This is a genomic window from Kordiimonas sp. SCSIO 12610 (genome assembly GCF_024398015.1).
GTDB lineage: Bacteria > Pseudomonadota > Alphaproteobacteria > Sphingomonadales > Kordiimonadaceae > CANLMI01.
This window is the reverse complement of the sequence record NZ_CP073747.1, coordinates 259,115-273,638: the sequence shown is the minus strand read 5'-3', so window position 1 is coordinate 273,638 and position 14,524 is coordinate 259,115. Positions and strand designations below refer to the sequence as shown.

7 protein-coding genes are annotated in these 14,524 nt (G+C 48.4%); 1 reads left to right on the top strand and 6 read right to left on the bottom strand.

Features of this window, described 5'->3' with window-relative positions:
• Positions 1 to 3: 3 nt before the first annotated feature.
• Genes KFF44_RS01295 through KFF44_RS01270 form a run of 6 tightly spaced genes read right to left on the bottom strand, consistent with a single transcriptional unit; the run spans position 4 to position 8,638 of the window.
• Positions 4 to 1,086 carry a TRAP transporter substrate-binding protein gene (locus KFF44_RS01295; RefSeq protein WP_255936406.1) on the bottom strand — a complete coding sequence of 361 codons (1,083 nt, stop codon included), beginning with the start codon at positions 1,084 to 1,086 and terminating at the stop codon, positions 4 to 6.
• 42 nt (positions 1,087 to 1,128) lie between these two features.
• The gene (locus tag KFF44_RS01290) at positions 1,129 to 2,607 is read right to left on the bottom strand and encodes a M20 family peptidase (RefSeq protein ID WP_255936405.1); all 1,479 of its coding nucleotides are present in this window, start codon (positions 2,605 to 2,607) and stop codon (positions 1,129 to 1,131) included.
• Positions 2,608 to 2,633: 26 nt separating this feature from the next.
• Positions 2,634 to 3,266 carry an endonuclease III gene (gene nth, locus KFF44_RS01285; protein ID WP_255936404.1) on the bottom strand — a complete coding sequence of 211 codons (633 nt, stop codon included), beginning with the start codon at positions 3,264 to 3,266 and terminating at the stop codon, positions 2,634 to 2,636.
• A gap of 12 nt (positions 3,267 to 3,278) precedes the next feature.
• The gene (locus KFF44_RS01280; RefSeq protein WP_255936403.1) at positions 3,279 to 4,661 is read right to left on the bottom strand and encodes an HlyD family type I secretion periplasmic adaptor subunit; all 1,383 of its coding nucleotides are present in this window, start codon (positions 4,659 to 4,661) and stop codon (positions 3,279 to 3,281) included.
• 27 nt (positions 4,662 to 4,688) lie between these two features.
• Positions 4,689 to 6,890, bottom strand: coding sequence for a peptidase domain-containing ABC transporter (locus tag KFF44_RS01275; protein WP_255936402.1), 2,202 nt, complete (start codon positions 6,888 to 6,890; stop codon positions 4,689 to 4,691).
• Positions 6,887 to 8,638 (bottom strand): peptidase domain-containing ABC transporter, encoded by a 1,752-nt coding sequence (locus KFF44_RS01270; protein WP_255936401.1) that lies wholly within the window; start codon positions 8,636 to 8,638, stop codon positions 6,887 to 6,889. Before KFF44_RS01270 ends, KFF44_RS01275 begins: the two co-directional genes overlap by 4 nt.
• A 365-nt stretch (positions 8,639 to 9,003) precedes the next feature.
• Here KFF44_RS01270 and KFF44_RS01265 point away from each other — a divergent pair, with 365 nt between their 5' ends.
• Positions 9,004 to 14,511: a hypothetical protein gene (locus KFF44_RS01265; protein ID WP_255936400.1), complete on the top strand. Its 5,508-nt coding sequence runs from the start codon at positions 9,004 to 9,006 to the stop codon at positions 14,509 to 14,511.
• The last annotated feature ends 13 nt before the right edge of the window (positions 14,512 to 14,524 follow it).

Genomic DNA, 14,524 nt, shown 5'->3' with positions numbered 1-14,524 from the left:
AATCTATTCTTGCCCTTCTTTTTTCAACGGCGGGCGGTTGGTCATTTTTAAATATGCGTCGAGAATGTCCTCGCTTTCTGGCACGCGTTCAATGAATTCTCGCCACATTTGATGAGATACCGAGCGGATACTTTTCTGAAGCTCGGGATTGGGTTCCAGAACTTCTACGCCATTTTCTGCGAGTAATTTCAGTTTTTCTTTATCGTCACGTGCCGATATTGCCCAAAACTCGGGTTCCAATTCCTGCGTTAGTGCATTAATCGCGTCTCGGTCGTTTTGACTTATTTCGTCCCAGACACTTTTTTTAATGATCATCATATTCGAGATCCAATGGTGATTGGTTCTGAGCACTGTTGTAATAAATTCCCAGTATTTCTGAGCGGACGCAGTGCTTGTCGACGTTAAAACACCATCAAGCGAACCAGCAGCAAGCGATGGCACCACATCAGCATAGGGCATTTGAATGGAAACCAACCCCAACCTATCCATCAATTCGGTAGTGTTTGCATCTAACGTTCGGATTTTCAGCCCCCGAAGGTCGCGCAGGGTTTCGGGCCGTGCATCACTAAACAAATTCTGGTTGGGCCAAGGCACGATATACAGCACCTTCAATCCATGCCGCGCATAAGCCTCCTCGACCACAGGACGTAAAATTGTATAAAGTGCTCTCAGCTCTTCCTGTGTATCGATCAGGAAAGGAAGCGATTCAAATCCCAAGATTGGTTCACTACCAACCTGTTGGAATCCGGCCATTTCAGCCATCGGAACGATGCCTGTTGACACCGCACGCAAGCTATCAGGGCCCTTAATGCCCAAAATAGCACCGGGATGCACCGTGATCTGAACCCGACCCTCTGTTATTCGGCCAACCTCCCTCGCAAAGCGGATAGCATTCTGTGTATGAAACTCGCTCTCAGCCCAGGGAATTGACAGATCAAGCTGCTTTGGTGCGCGGTCAAAACTGTTTGCAAGCACCAAAAAAATAATGATTACAGCAGCAAATAAACCAAACGCGGCCAAATAAACTTTAAAGGGATACAAGAAACGCATTTGATCATCATCATTTAATGCAGGAGAATTTACCATTATTCACATACTCCACTCTCGCACAAACACGCTATAACAGCATCAGGATGCTGAACGCTTTATTATATCCTCATAGAACCGAACGGAAACAGCTAAATTTCCGATACTGATGCGCTCATCTGTTCCGTGAACACGTTTCAGATCATCACTCGTGATAAAATATGGGTTAAATCGATATGTATTTTCGGCAATGCGTGCGTAATGTTTGCTATCCGTGCCCGCCACTGTAAGCGACGGAACAACGGGAACCTCCCCAAAAACTGCACCAATAGACGCCTTGATTTCTGCAAACCCGTCAGATGTAAAGGATGACTGTTTTGTTGGTTCACTACCAACATCGCCACCTTCTGTGGTAACAGTTACTCGTGGATCATTGATAACTGCCTTCGCCCGCTCCAAAACACCCATGACACTATCGCGTGGATGAATTCTGAAATTTACATAGGCTTCGGCCTTTTGGGGCAATATATTACTTTTTGTCCCTGCGTGAAAAATTGTTGGCGCCGTTGTTGTTCTCAGGCTCGCGGCCATCACACGGCTTTCGCCAATCTGTTCGGTCACAAGGGCTTCAAATACCCATAAGTTCGCCAGCACAACTTTTTGAGAATACGGATATTCTGGCACAAGTGTTTGAAGCATTTCACGAACTGCATCTGTCATTTCAAGAGGATATTGATTTTCCGCCAAGGTACCAACTGCACGGCCCACAATTGAAATGGCTGTATCAGGCGCAGGTGTTGAGGAATGCCCGCCCGACGATGTTGCTGTGAGTTTCAGTGTCACAGACCCTTTTTCCGCTAGAGAGATTAATGCTACTGGAACCTGCAGACCTGCGATAATCCCATCCGCTATCCCTGAGCCTTCATCTAAGGTCCAATCCAATTCAATACCCCGTTGCTCCAACAAATCGACAATCGCCTTTGCACCTTGCCTGCCGCCGATTTCTTCATCATGACCAAACGCAAAGTATATATCGCGGCTGGGTTTAAAGCCTGCTTTAATCAAACGCTCAACAGATTCCATCAGCGTTATTACTGACATTTTGTTATCAGAAGAGCCGCGCCCCCATACAAACCCATCTTTGATTTCACCATCAAATGCTGGATAACTCCAACCTGATTCCGTACCACCTTCCACCGGAACAACATCCATATGCGCGAGAAAGGCTATTGGCCTTTTTTCTAATTGCTGATCAGCTTTCCAATGATACAAAAGCGATGCAGGGCCTACGACCTCCCGCTTTAGCGTGCTGTGGACATTCGGATATGTATCCTCAAGAAATTTGTGAAAACCCTCAAATGCTACTTGAGCATAAGGAACATCATAGGAAACGCTAATCGTTTTAAAACGAATAGCTTTCGCGAGGTTTTCAGCCACACTGTACCCAAGCTCATCGGAGTTGTCTGGCCGGTTTATAGAGGAAAGATCGGTAGGGCCGGGTAAAATTGACGCCTTACCAACGAAGATCAAAATGACCAAAGACATGATAGATAGGATGAAGAGGCCAGTTTTTTTGATCATCCCCAATTCCCCTTCATTCTTGATGATTAGACAGTTTTGCCCTTAAAGCGACAAAGATCATAAACCTTACAGCTGCCGCAATCGGGTTTGCGTGCTTTACAGATGTATCGCCCAAGTAAAATGAGCCAATGATGGGCATCAACTCCAAATTCCTTGGGGATAACTTTCATCAGTTTTTTTTCAACAGCAAGTACCGTTTTACCGGGTGCAAGGCCCGTTCGGTTTGATACACGAAAAATATGGGTATCAACCGCACATGTTGGCTGACCAAAAGCGATATTTAAAACAACATTTGCCGTTTTGCGCCCTACGCCTGGTAACTTTTCAAGCTCTTCCCTGGTTTGAGGGACCTTGGAATTATGATCGGCAATCAGTATTTCACTTAAGGCCAATACATTTTTCGCTTTGGCATTATATAGCCCAATAGTTTTCACATGGCTAATGATGCCATCAAGGCCAAGCGCCGCCATTTTTTCTGGCGTCTCCGCGATCTGAAATAATTTTTCGGTCGCTTTATTCACACCTTTATCTGTTGCCTGCGCTGACAACACAACCGCAACCAATAGGGTGAACTCGTTTACATAGTTCAATTCACCTTCTGGATTAGGGTTGTCAGCGTGAAGTCGCTCAAAAAATGTCTGTATATCGGCTTTTTTCATACTAGGCATACGTTAGCGTTCACTAAACGCGCTCTCGAGGGAATTACGAACTGGTCGAAGCAAATATGCAAGCAAACTTTTTTCGCCTGTTTTAATATCGGCAGTTAAAGTCATGCCGGGCACAATTCGGTTTGAAGCCGGATCGGGGCCAACATAATCTTTTTCAAGTTTAATTCGTGTTTTAAAATACGGGCCGTATTCAGGATCATCATCAAACGAGTCTGCTGAAACCTGTTCAACGACACCGTTTATCCCCCCATAACGGCCAAACTTATAACTGTCGACACGTACAAAAACCGACACCCCTGCTTTGATATGGCCAACATCTTTGGGGGACAGTTTTACTTCTGCAATCAGGTTATTATTGGAGGGAACAATATTCATCAAGGTATCACCAGACCCTACGACCAAACCGGGTCGTTCGGTTACCAACCCTGTAACAATCCCATCAACGCCAGCCCTGATCGCTGTTCGCTCCAACCGTTCCTCCAGAAGATCAAGCCGTTCCTTCGCGGTTAAATATTCGGTGTTAATACGGCTAATATTCTCAAGCGCTTCATTCGATAATTCTTCATCGAGCTCCAGGCGTGTCGCTTGTGCGTCCGCAAGAGCGGCTTGCGCACGCCCTAATGCAGTTTGGCGTGAAGCGAGTGCCGCCTTAGCTGATGCTAACTGCTCTTGTGCTTCCAGAAGTGCTAATCTGGATCCTGATCCTGATCCAGCCAGATCTTGGCGAATACGAACCGTTTCTGTTGCAATAGCAACCTGTTCTTCAAAGCTCGCCGCCTCACTTTGTACGCCAGTAATCTCTCGGCCGCGCGCTGTGATTTGTGCATCCAATGCTTCGCGCCGCGCCTTACGGTTAGCGACTGCGCTTTCAAAAACAGCTTTTTGATCGCTGACAATTTCCGCGAAGGTGGTTGCATAAACACCAAAATCAGGCTCACGTTCTTCAACAAAAGCGCGGAGCCTCTCAAGCTCGAGCGCAAGGCTAGCCGTTCTTGCAGCAGCAGAGTTAAGTTCATTATTCAGGGCCGCACCATCAAGCCGCATGAGAACCTCTCCCGACTTCACTTCCTGACCTTCTTGAACCAACACCTCTTTGACCAGACCACCCTCGAGATGCTGGATGGGCTCAACACGCCCTACCGGCAACACTTCCCCAGGTGTAATTGCCTTTTCCGCGAAGGAAGTAAAAGATGCCCAGATAATGAAAACCACGACAACTGCTGTAATCAACTGTAACGCCAGCCTTAGTGCCTGTGGAGGATCGGTTTCTTCCAACTGAACTGCCCGTGCGAGTAATTTAGAATCATCCCGACTAAGCGACTTGGCAACATTAGATGCTGTCCAGGTAACGGGTAAATTCTTTGCCTGCTCTGCCTTTTCAGCCATTTCTTTTCTCCATCATTACCACCGCGTTTAGGATGCCATTACTTTGTCGGGTGCACCAATATCACTAACGGTGCCCTGATTAAGCAGAATAAGTGTGTCAGCCAGTTTTAAATGGCTTGGTCGATGCGATACCATAACAATCGTTTTATTGTGCTTTAGCTTCTTCAAGGTTTCCATCAGAACTGCATCGCCCTTATCATCGAGAGCATGAGCGGGTTCATCCATCAACAATACTGGTGCGTCAGCAATATAAGCCCGGGCAAGCGATAGGCGCTGACGAAGGCCAGAGTTCATTTGCCATATGCTCTGATCACCCACACGGGTTTCAAAACCGTTTTGAAGCGCCTCAATATCCTCTAAAACACCCGCAAGTTCACATGCTTCATACATTTCACTATCACGGGCCGTTGGGTTTCCAAGCCGCAAATTCTGGGCAATCGTACCATGGAACAGTTTCGTTTGCTGCGGAACATAGCTCATAGCGGTTCTGAGTTCCGGAGGTGCGATTTGACGAATATCTACGTCGTCCAATGTAACCTGCCCGCCTTGCGGGGCCTGCAACCCTAAGAAAACCCTTAGAATAGAACTTTTACCAGAACCATTAGATCCAGAAACCGCCAAAAACTCGCCTGGGGCAACATCAAAATTTACACCCAAAAGTGCTGGTTCTGACTGATTATTGTAACGCAGGGATACGCGGTTAAACTTCAATCCGCCCTGCCATGCACGAATAACACCCGAAGCTTGCTTGGCCCGGCCTTGTTCTTCACGGATTTTCATCAAGGCATTAACCTGATCGACAGATACCCGAATTTGCTCAGCACGGGCAAATGTGAGAAACAGATTTTGAATAGGGGACAATACTTTCCAGACAAGAGCCATTGATGCGATCAATTCCCCAACGGAGAGCGTGCCTGAGATTGCCAAATTAACACCAAGCGCCAGTGTTGCCAGTCCCGCTGCATACATTACACTTTGCCCAAGCGTCTGAAAGAGAAATGATATCTGTGCAGTAGAGTGGTGGGCAAGCGCACTTCCGGCTGACAAATCTCGGTATCTATCGGTCCAGACATCTTCAACCGATGCTTCCCGAATTGTCCGCATATTAGATATCGTTTCAACGAGAAAACTATGTTTACGCGCTTTAACCTGACTGGCTTCCTTTACCGTTTGACGTAGTTTAGGGGCTAAAATAAACCAGATAACAGCATAGATACCGATCATAATCAGCGGCACGACAAGCAGCGGCAACGCCAGAATACCTATCACTGCCAGAAAAATAACCACAAACGGTAGTTCAAGGCCAATGGTTACCAGAACACTTGTAAAAATATCTCTGAGCGAGTCAAAACTGCGAACTTTGGCGACCTGATCACCAAGCGGCGCAGATTCAGTCATGCTAGCCGGCAAGCGCAATATTTTTTGGAAGGTACTCACGGCCACAAGATGCTCGATACGAGCGCCAACAAATGCAATTAATCGACTACGAACCAATTTGAGGGCCATATCAAAAACCAGTACGAGCACCATGCCGACCGCTAATCCTGCAAGAATATTAGCAGCCCTGATCGGGATAACCTGATCATAAACAGATAATGTAAATAACGGTACCGCTAGCGCCAACAGATTGATAAAAAACGTCAGGAACAACAATCGCCATATTGCACCATCAAAGCGCCTGATCATTGTTAAAAACCAATTGTCATCGACTTGTGGTTTGGATGCTGCTCTTTCGGACTTGCGGTCTGGGTTTTCGATTAAGTACGTTTTGGCAGGTTTAACATCGCCGCTCAATATAACTTGTTTGCTATCAGCGCCGCTGAATGCCGTTATGCCATCAGCACCACTACTCAGCAAAACATAAGGCTTTTCTTCATCATCTATAATGATGCAAGGGAAAAGGCGTTCATCAATTTCGCCAATCTGACCAACAGCTTTTAGATGACTATTAAACCCAAGCGTCGCCAGTACATTCCTGAGATCAGAAATATCAAGCGAGTCCGCAAAATGCGGTAACGATTCAAATAGTTCTCTTAAGTTTCCGCGCCACCCCAAGGCCTGTAATATCGGGAACAATAAGCCTGCAATAGGTGAATGAGCCTCAAATGAGCCATAGCTACCGCGCTCTAACGCGCCAGCCAATTCATCGAAACCACCTGCCGACAGTCTTGGGCCAGAGGTCTTTTTTAAGACTTTAGCAGAATGGTTCGGGGATTTTTGATCAGTCATGACCCTTCTCCCTTTTTATTCTGCTTGGTAATTGATTTTTTCGTGTGTGCCTGCCTTTGCTGAGGCTCATGCGCTTCAAGCCCACCATTACGGAGTATATAGCGCCGATCCGCCATAGACAGCATTGATGGACGATAGGTCACCAGGACAATTCCTGTATCATCGCGCAAACTTTGCACAAGGTCTTTAAGAAGCGTTTCACCACTATAATCCAAAGACGCATTCGCCTCATCAAATAGGATAAATCTTGGATTGAGAGCCAGCGCCCGTGCAATTACAATTCGCTGAGCGACACCACTTGGTAAACTACTGGCTGATGCTTCACCAACCTGAGTGTCGTAACCATCAGGCATCCGGGCAAATATAGCATCAAGTCCCAAACGGGCGGCATATTCTAGGGCGACATCAAGATGTTCTCTCGAACGGAAGAATGTTAAATTCTCTAAAACCGTTCCCTGCATCAAAATCGGGCGCTGCGGTAAATACGCAATTTGTGGCCGCACCGTATCCATGGCAAAATCGCCTGCATCCCGGTCATTAATCAGAAGCGACCCTTCTTCAAGTTTCAATCGGCCCATCAGGCTATGAAGCAACGCAGTTTTACCAGAACCATTATCGCCCTGAATACCAATAATTTCACCGCGCTTGACCGACAAATCCAGGTCTTTAAAAACAAACGGCATATCTTTGTTAAATCGAAACGCCGCATCCTTAAGCTCAAGCTTCTCTACAACAACATCTTCACCAGACGATGTGTCATCACGGGGTAACGCATCAACTTCTGACAGTTTTTGTTCTGCAACCAAAACCGACTGATATTGTGTCCACAACGATAGGGCACGCATTACAGGTTGCACAGTTCGCCCAGATAGCAACATACAAGCAGCAAGGCCACCAACTGACAGTGAAAAAATACTGCCCTCCGCAGATATGACGCCATAAGCACCAATCGCCACAACAAAGACAAGCGTCGCCTGTGAGAAAAAGCCCCCAACAGCCTGACTGATTGACGCAAGCATTGTCACTTTATGGCCGGCATCAACGCTGCTTGCCATCAAGCGCTCATAGCGTCGCTGCATAAGGGCTTCCATCGCAAGGCCTTTAACCGTATGAATACCCCCAAGCGTTTCAATAATGAAATTATAACGCCTGTCATCCCACACACTGCGCCCCTCAACTGCGCTTTTAAGCCCCTTCGCGAGCCAAAATCCGACAGCAAGCGCGAGGGCAAGCATGACGATGGGAACAAGAACAATAGCGCCACCAATATAGAAAATTAACCCCAGGAACAGCAACACAAAGGGCAAATCAACCATCGCCAACGATGCCTGACTGGCATAAAAATCGCGAACATTTTCAATACTGGCTATTCGATCCAAGTGAATACCCGCTGGAATAGATTCAACCTTTTCCAAATCACTATTCAATAAACGATTAAGGGCTTTTGTTCCTGCCTGGTGCTCATATCTTGCGCCAGCCCATCCCGCGAGCCACGACCTGCCGATTTTAAGGATTGTTTCAAATACCAGAACAACCAATAGCCCAATCAGCAAATACGAAAAGGTCTCAATCGCATTATTTGGAATAATTCTATCGTAAACCTGCAAACTCAACATCGGTAATGCGAGCGACAGGATATTAATGATAAGCGAACATACAAGTATGTCAGCCCGTGCCAGTGGCATATAGTATTTCCAAAGGTGCGCAATATCACCATCAGAGCGTGCTGATTCGGTTAGTGACGGCATGAAACGGACTTTTTTTCCCTTAATCATTAACAGGTAACAACCTTGTCATCGTGTAATTAAGCATCTGAAATCGACGCTCTGTGAATTATTTCTTCTAAAATTTAAACACAAAACTCGTAAAAAATCATGATTCTTCAACACCTTTACATCATTTGAAGCATAATTACCTTCATATGTCCAGCAAGTATAATTTTCAGCAATTTCTATTAAAATTTTAGCTAACCTTTGCATTTTTTTTAACTCAATCTGATCAATAATATCTGTGAGTATATTTTAATGAATTGGTTTCGATGGCGGGTCAGTAACCAATTATCAGGAAAACAGATGGTGAGGTCTATCTAACCTGAAGTGCAAGGAACAAAGTTGTGACTGATAAACAAACATCTAATCGTACCAGTAGCGTCGATCAAGCTCAGGATGAGTTGGCTTTATCGCAGACACAGAATACTCAGAATGAGGAAGCAAAGCTCGCTTCCAATATCGAGTTAGAAGGCAGTGAAAACCTGACTGCCCCCAATTTGCACACCGGATCCACATCGTCTGGGGACAATTTCAATTCCTCTGGCTTTGAAGCATCTGACCCTTCGGTTACCACCAGTGCCACTTCACAAAGCCGATCACAGGATGAAGACCGTGATCAGGACAACTCTTTTGTCAACACAGCACCCACAGAAGTGTCACCACAATCCGATAATGAGGCTGCTAGCAACCAAACTGAGAACCCTGAAGTAACGATCGACACGGTTTCAGTGGACCAAGCCCCGGCACCTGAACAAAATTTCGAGGCAACATCAGCGCCTGCCGCCGCTTTATCGGAAGAAACTGCTGAAATATTCACCGCAGACGACGCAGCACGGTCTGGCCTGTTTGATATCGACGCCACTGACCCAGCGCCAGAGGCGGAAACAACAGACCCTGAGCCAGAGGCAGAAACAACTGACCCAGCGCCAGAGGCGGAAACAACTGACCCTGAGCCAGAGGCGGAAACAACCGATCCTGAGCCAGAGGCGGAAACAACAGACCCTGCGCCAGAGGCAGAAACAACTGACCCAGCGCCAGAGGCGGAAACAACTGACCCAGCGCCAGAGGCGGAAACAACTGACCCTGAGCCAGAGGCGGAAACAACTGACCCTGCGCCAGAGGCAGAAACAACCGATCCTGCGCCAGAGGCGGAAACAACCGATCCTGAGCCTGAGGCAGAAACAACTGACCCAGCGCCAGAGGCTGAGACACCTAACCCAGCGCCAGAAGCAGAAACAACTGACCCTGCGCCAGAAGCAGAAACAACCGATCCTGAGCCTGAGGCAGAAACAACCGATCCTGAGCCTGAGGCAGAAACAACTGACTCAGCGCCAGAGGCTGAGACACCTAACCCAGCGCCAGAAGCAGAAACAACTGACCCAGCGCCAGAGGCTGAGACACCTAACCCAGCGCCAGAAGCAGAAACAACCGATCCTGAGCCTGAGGCAGAAACAACTGACCCAGCGCCAGAGGTGGAAACAACTGACCCAGCGCCAGAGGCGGAAACAACTGACCCTGAGCCAGAGGCAGAAACAAATAACCCTGAGCCAGAGGCGGAAACAAATAACCCTGAGCCAGAGGCAGAAACAACTGACCCTGCGCCAGAGGCAGAAACAACTGATCCAGCACCGGCGGACGATACCTTAAATGTCAACATCTATGGTACAGACCTCGAAGGCAATGTGGTCGAACTAGATCACGGTAGAAATGGTGTCGGCGTCGATACAGGTGATGACCGCATCAGCCAAATCGAATTTGATGCAGCAACGGGGCAAAGCGAAACCGTTGTTATTGAAATTGATCGTTTGGCAGAAGGCGTATCTTTTGAAATTGATCGGTTATTCACAAATGAAAACCGAGACGGCCTAAGCGGAACAGATGAAACAGGCCAATATACCCTGTTCAGAGACGGTGTAGAGGTTGGATCAGGAACATTTGTCGCTAACTCTGGCCGCGATGATGGCTCATTCAACATTCAATCTGATGAACCCTTTGACAAAATTGTCTTCTCTGCTGTTGATTATACGAACGGTGCCAATTCAAATGGTGAAGACCAGAATAGTGATGGCCTTGCAGATGATGGTAGTTTTGACCTTATAGACCAAAACGGAAATGAAATAGCCGTTGGTGACAATCGAACTGACAGTTCAGATTTTACTATCAAAAGCGTCTCCTTTGACCTGGTTGATGAGAGCAACAGCGATATTACCGAAGCACTCTCCGGTAATGTTTTAGATTTAGACGACACTGCTGTTGATTCTACAATAGGAAGTAATTTCGAAACAATTCCAACCGATGCTTCAGATGAAGAAAAAAGCGAACAGCCAGCGGCTGAAGCGGATGCCCCAGCGCCAGCAGCAGAAGAAGCGGCACCTGAGCAAGCAGCCGAGGAAACTCCGGCGGCTGAAGAAGAAACGCCCGCACCACAAGCTGAGAGCGAACAGCCAACGGCGGAAGCTGATGCCCAAGCACCAGCGCCAGCAGCGGAAGAAGCAGCACCAGAGCAAGCAGCCGAGGAAACTCCGGCAACTGAAGAAGAAACGCCCGCACCACAAGCTGAGAGCGAACAGCCAACGGCGGAAGCTGATGCCCAAGCACCAGCGCCAGCAGCGGAAGAAGCAGCACCAGAGCAAGCAGCCGAGGAAACTCCAGCAACTGAAGAAGAAACGCCCGCACCACAAGCCGAGAACGAACAGCCAGCAGTCGAAGCTGAAGCGGATGCTCCAGCGTCAGCAGCAGAAGAGACGGCACCTGAGCAAGCAGCCGAGGAAACTCCGGCAACTGAAGAAGAAACGCCCGCACCACAAGCCGAGAACGAACAACCAGCGGCGGAAGCTGATGCCCAAGCGGCAGAAGCTGAAGCGGATGCCCCAGCGCCAGCAGCAGAAGAAGCAGCACCTGAGCAAGCAGCCGAGGAAACTCCGGTGGCTGAAGAAGAAACGCCAGCGCCACAAGCTGAGAACGAACAGCCAGCGGCGGAAGAAGCAGCATCAGAGCAAGCAGCCGAGGAAACTCCGGTAGCTGAAGAGGAAACGCCGGCACCACAAGGCGAGAGCGAACAGCCAGCGGCAGAAGCTGAAGCGGATGCTCCAGCGCCAGCAGAAGAAGAGGCGGCTTCAGAGCAAGCAGCCGAGGAAACTCCGGTAGCTGAAGAAGAAACACCGGCCCCACAAGCTGAGAACGAACAGCCAGCGGCAGAAGCTGAAGCGGATGCCCAAGCGCCAGCAGCGGAAGAAGAAACACCTGAAACTCAGGCAGGTGAAACAATTGTTGGTACCAACCAAAATGACGCTCTGACAGGCAGTGATAACGCAGATACGATAACAGGCGGTAAAGGTCACGACACAATCAGCGGCGGTGATGGTGACGACAATATCAACGGCGGAAAAAATGCTGACCATATTTCTGGCGGAAACGGTAATGATACCCTGCTAGGCGATAGAGGACACGACAATGTTGCTGGCGGTGATGGCAACGACGTTTTATCCGGTGGTCAAGGACGTGACACACTCAGCGGCGGTGCCGGAAACGACACAATTGATGGCGGTAACAATCCCGATCTCATTGACGGCGGTGCAGGAAACGATGTTATTTCTGGCGGCAATGGTAAAGATACCATAAGTGGGGGAAGCGGAGATAATCAAATTGACGGCGGAAACGGAAACGATACTGTCACATTTGACGGTAACGCTGATGATTATACCGTAACATACGACTCAACCACTGACAGCTTCACTATTACAGGCGAACAGGGAACCGATACAGTCACAAATGTGGAAACCTTCTCTTTCGCAGATGGCAATATTAGCAAGTCAGACCTAATCGAGTTGGCGTCAGAACAAGCGAGCGCACCAGCAGCGGAAGAATCTGAAACTGATACGCCAGCGGCGGAAGCTGAAGGTGCAGCACCTGAGCAAGCAGCCGAAGAAACTCCGGTAGCTGAAGAGGAAACGCCGGCACCACAAGGCGAGAGCGAACAGCCAGCGGCAGAAGCTGAAGCGGATGCTCCAGCGCCAGCAGAAGAAGAGGCGGCTTCAGAGCAAGCAGCTGAGGAAACTCCGGCGGCTGAAGAAGAAACGCCTGCCCCACAAGCTGAGAGCGAGCAACCAGCGGCAGAAGCTGAAGCGGATGCCCAAGCGCCAGCAGCGGAAGAAGCGGCTTCAGAGCAAGCGGCTGAGGAAACTCCGGCAGCTGAAGAAACGCCTGCACCGCAAGCTGAGAGCGAACAGCCAGCAGCAGAAGCAGAGGCGGATGCCCCTGCGGAAGACGCAGCACCTGAGCAAGCAACTGAGGAAACACAGACGTCTGAAGAGGAAAGTCAGGATGATGGCAATAATGGCCACGGCAATGACGCTGACGGCGTAGATGCCAGCAATCCTGGTAATAATGGCGGAAACGGAAACGGAAACGGAAACGGAAACGGAAACGGAAACGGAAACGGAAACCAAGGTAACAATTCAGATCACGACAGTTCGTCAAGTAATGATGAAGGAAACGATGAAGTACCAACACAATCGGAAGGTGACGAATCCGTAAGTACATCAGCACAGTCCAGTCAATCAGACTCTAGCGATAGTGCTGCTTCTGAAAGCGACGCTGAAGAAACTCAAGAACCAAAAACACTATTTGAAGAAAACTTCAATGATGGGTCTTCCAGTTTCACAGCAACAGAGGGTAGCAATGTTAATCAAGGAAGCCATGGCACGAGTAACGGCGCCTATACCTTCAATGGTACGACCAATCAAAGCGCACCTGACGGGGCTGTTACCCTAACAAGTAGCGAAATCGACATTAGCGGCGAAACCGATCTTGCTCTTAGCCTGGATATAAGCGCAAGCGGTGGTCTGGAAGCTGGCGGATCTGTTGCAGACTATTTGAATGTATATGTAACAATCGACGGGGAAAGACACCAAGTTGTCGATGTCGATGGCTCTCCGAACCCTGATGGATCGGTTAGTATTCAAATCACTGGCCTTCCTGAGGGCTCTGTGGCGGTCATCGAAGTAGAAGCCAAAACAACACTCGCAGGCGAAACCTACACGATTGATAACGTCAAACTTGAAAGTGGTGTTGAAAGCACACCCGAAACTGAAGGCTTACAGTCATTCTCTGGATTCAATGGTGGTGACGGAAATGACACGCTCATTGGAAGTAATGATGCTGATGATATTAATGCTGGTGCAGGAAACGACCAGGTTCAGTCTGGTGCAGGTAACGACACCGTAGAAGCTGGCGATGGAAATGATACTGTATATTCGGGCTCCGGTAACGACAGTGTAACCGGCGGCCAGGGCAATGACTTTGTTAGCTCTAGTTCTGGAAATGACACCGTTGATTCAGGTGACGGCAACGACACAGTATATGCCGGCTCTGGCGATGACAGTGTATCAACTGGATCAGGAAATGATGGTATCAGCGCCAGTTCGGGCAATGATACTGTTGATGCTGGTGATGGTAATGATGTCGTTTACGCAGGATCAGGTAACGATAGTGTAAATGCAGGCGACGGCAATGATTTTGTCAGCGGCAGTTTCGGTGATGACACCATTGATGGTGGTGCGGGCAACGATACGCTTTCCGGTGGATCAGGCAATGACCTGTTCACATTCGGTGCCGACAGCGGAAACGATGCCGTAAGTGGTGGCGACGGCTGGACCGATACATTAGATATTGGTGACAAGGTTGGTGACAGCTTAAGCGGTCAAAGTTGGACAATCAACCTCGACGATGGTTCGCAAATAACCAGCGAGAATGATAATTATCTCGATCTAACAGAAGATGCGTCTGGAACAATTGATTTCGAAGATGGAACATCAATCGATTTCGAAGGGATCGAAAAGGTTACTTGGTAAACATCCATCTACC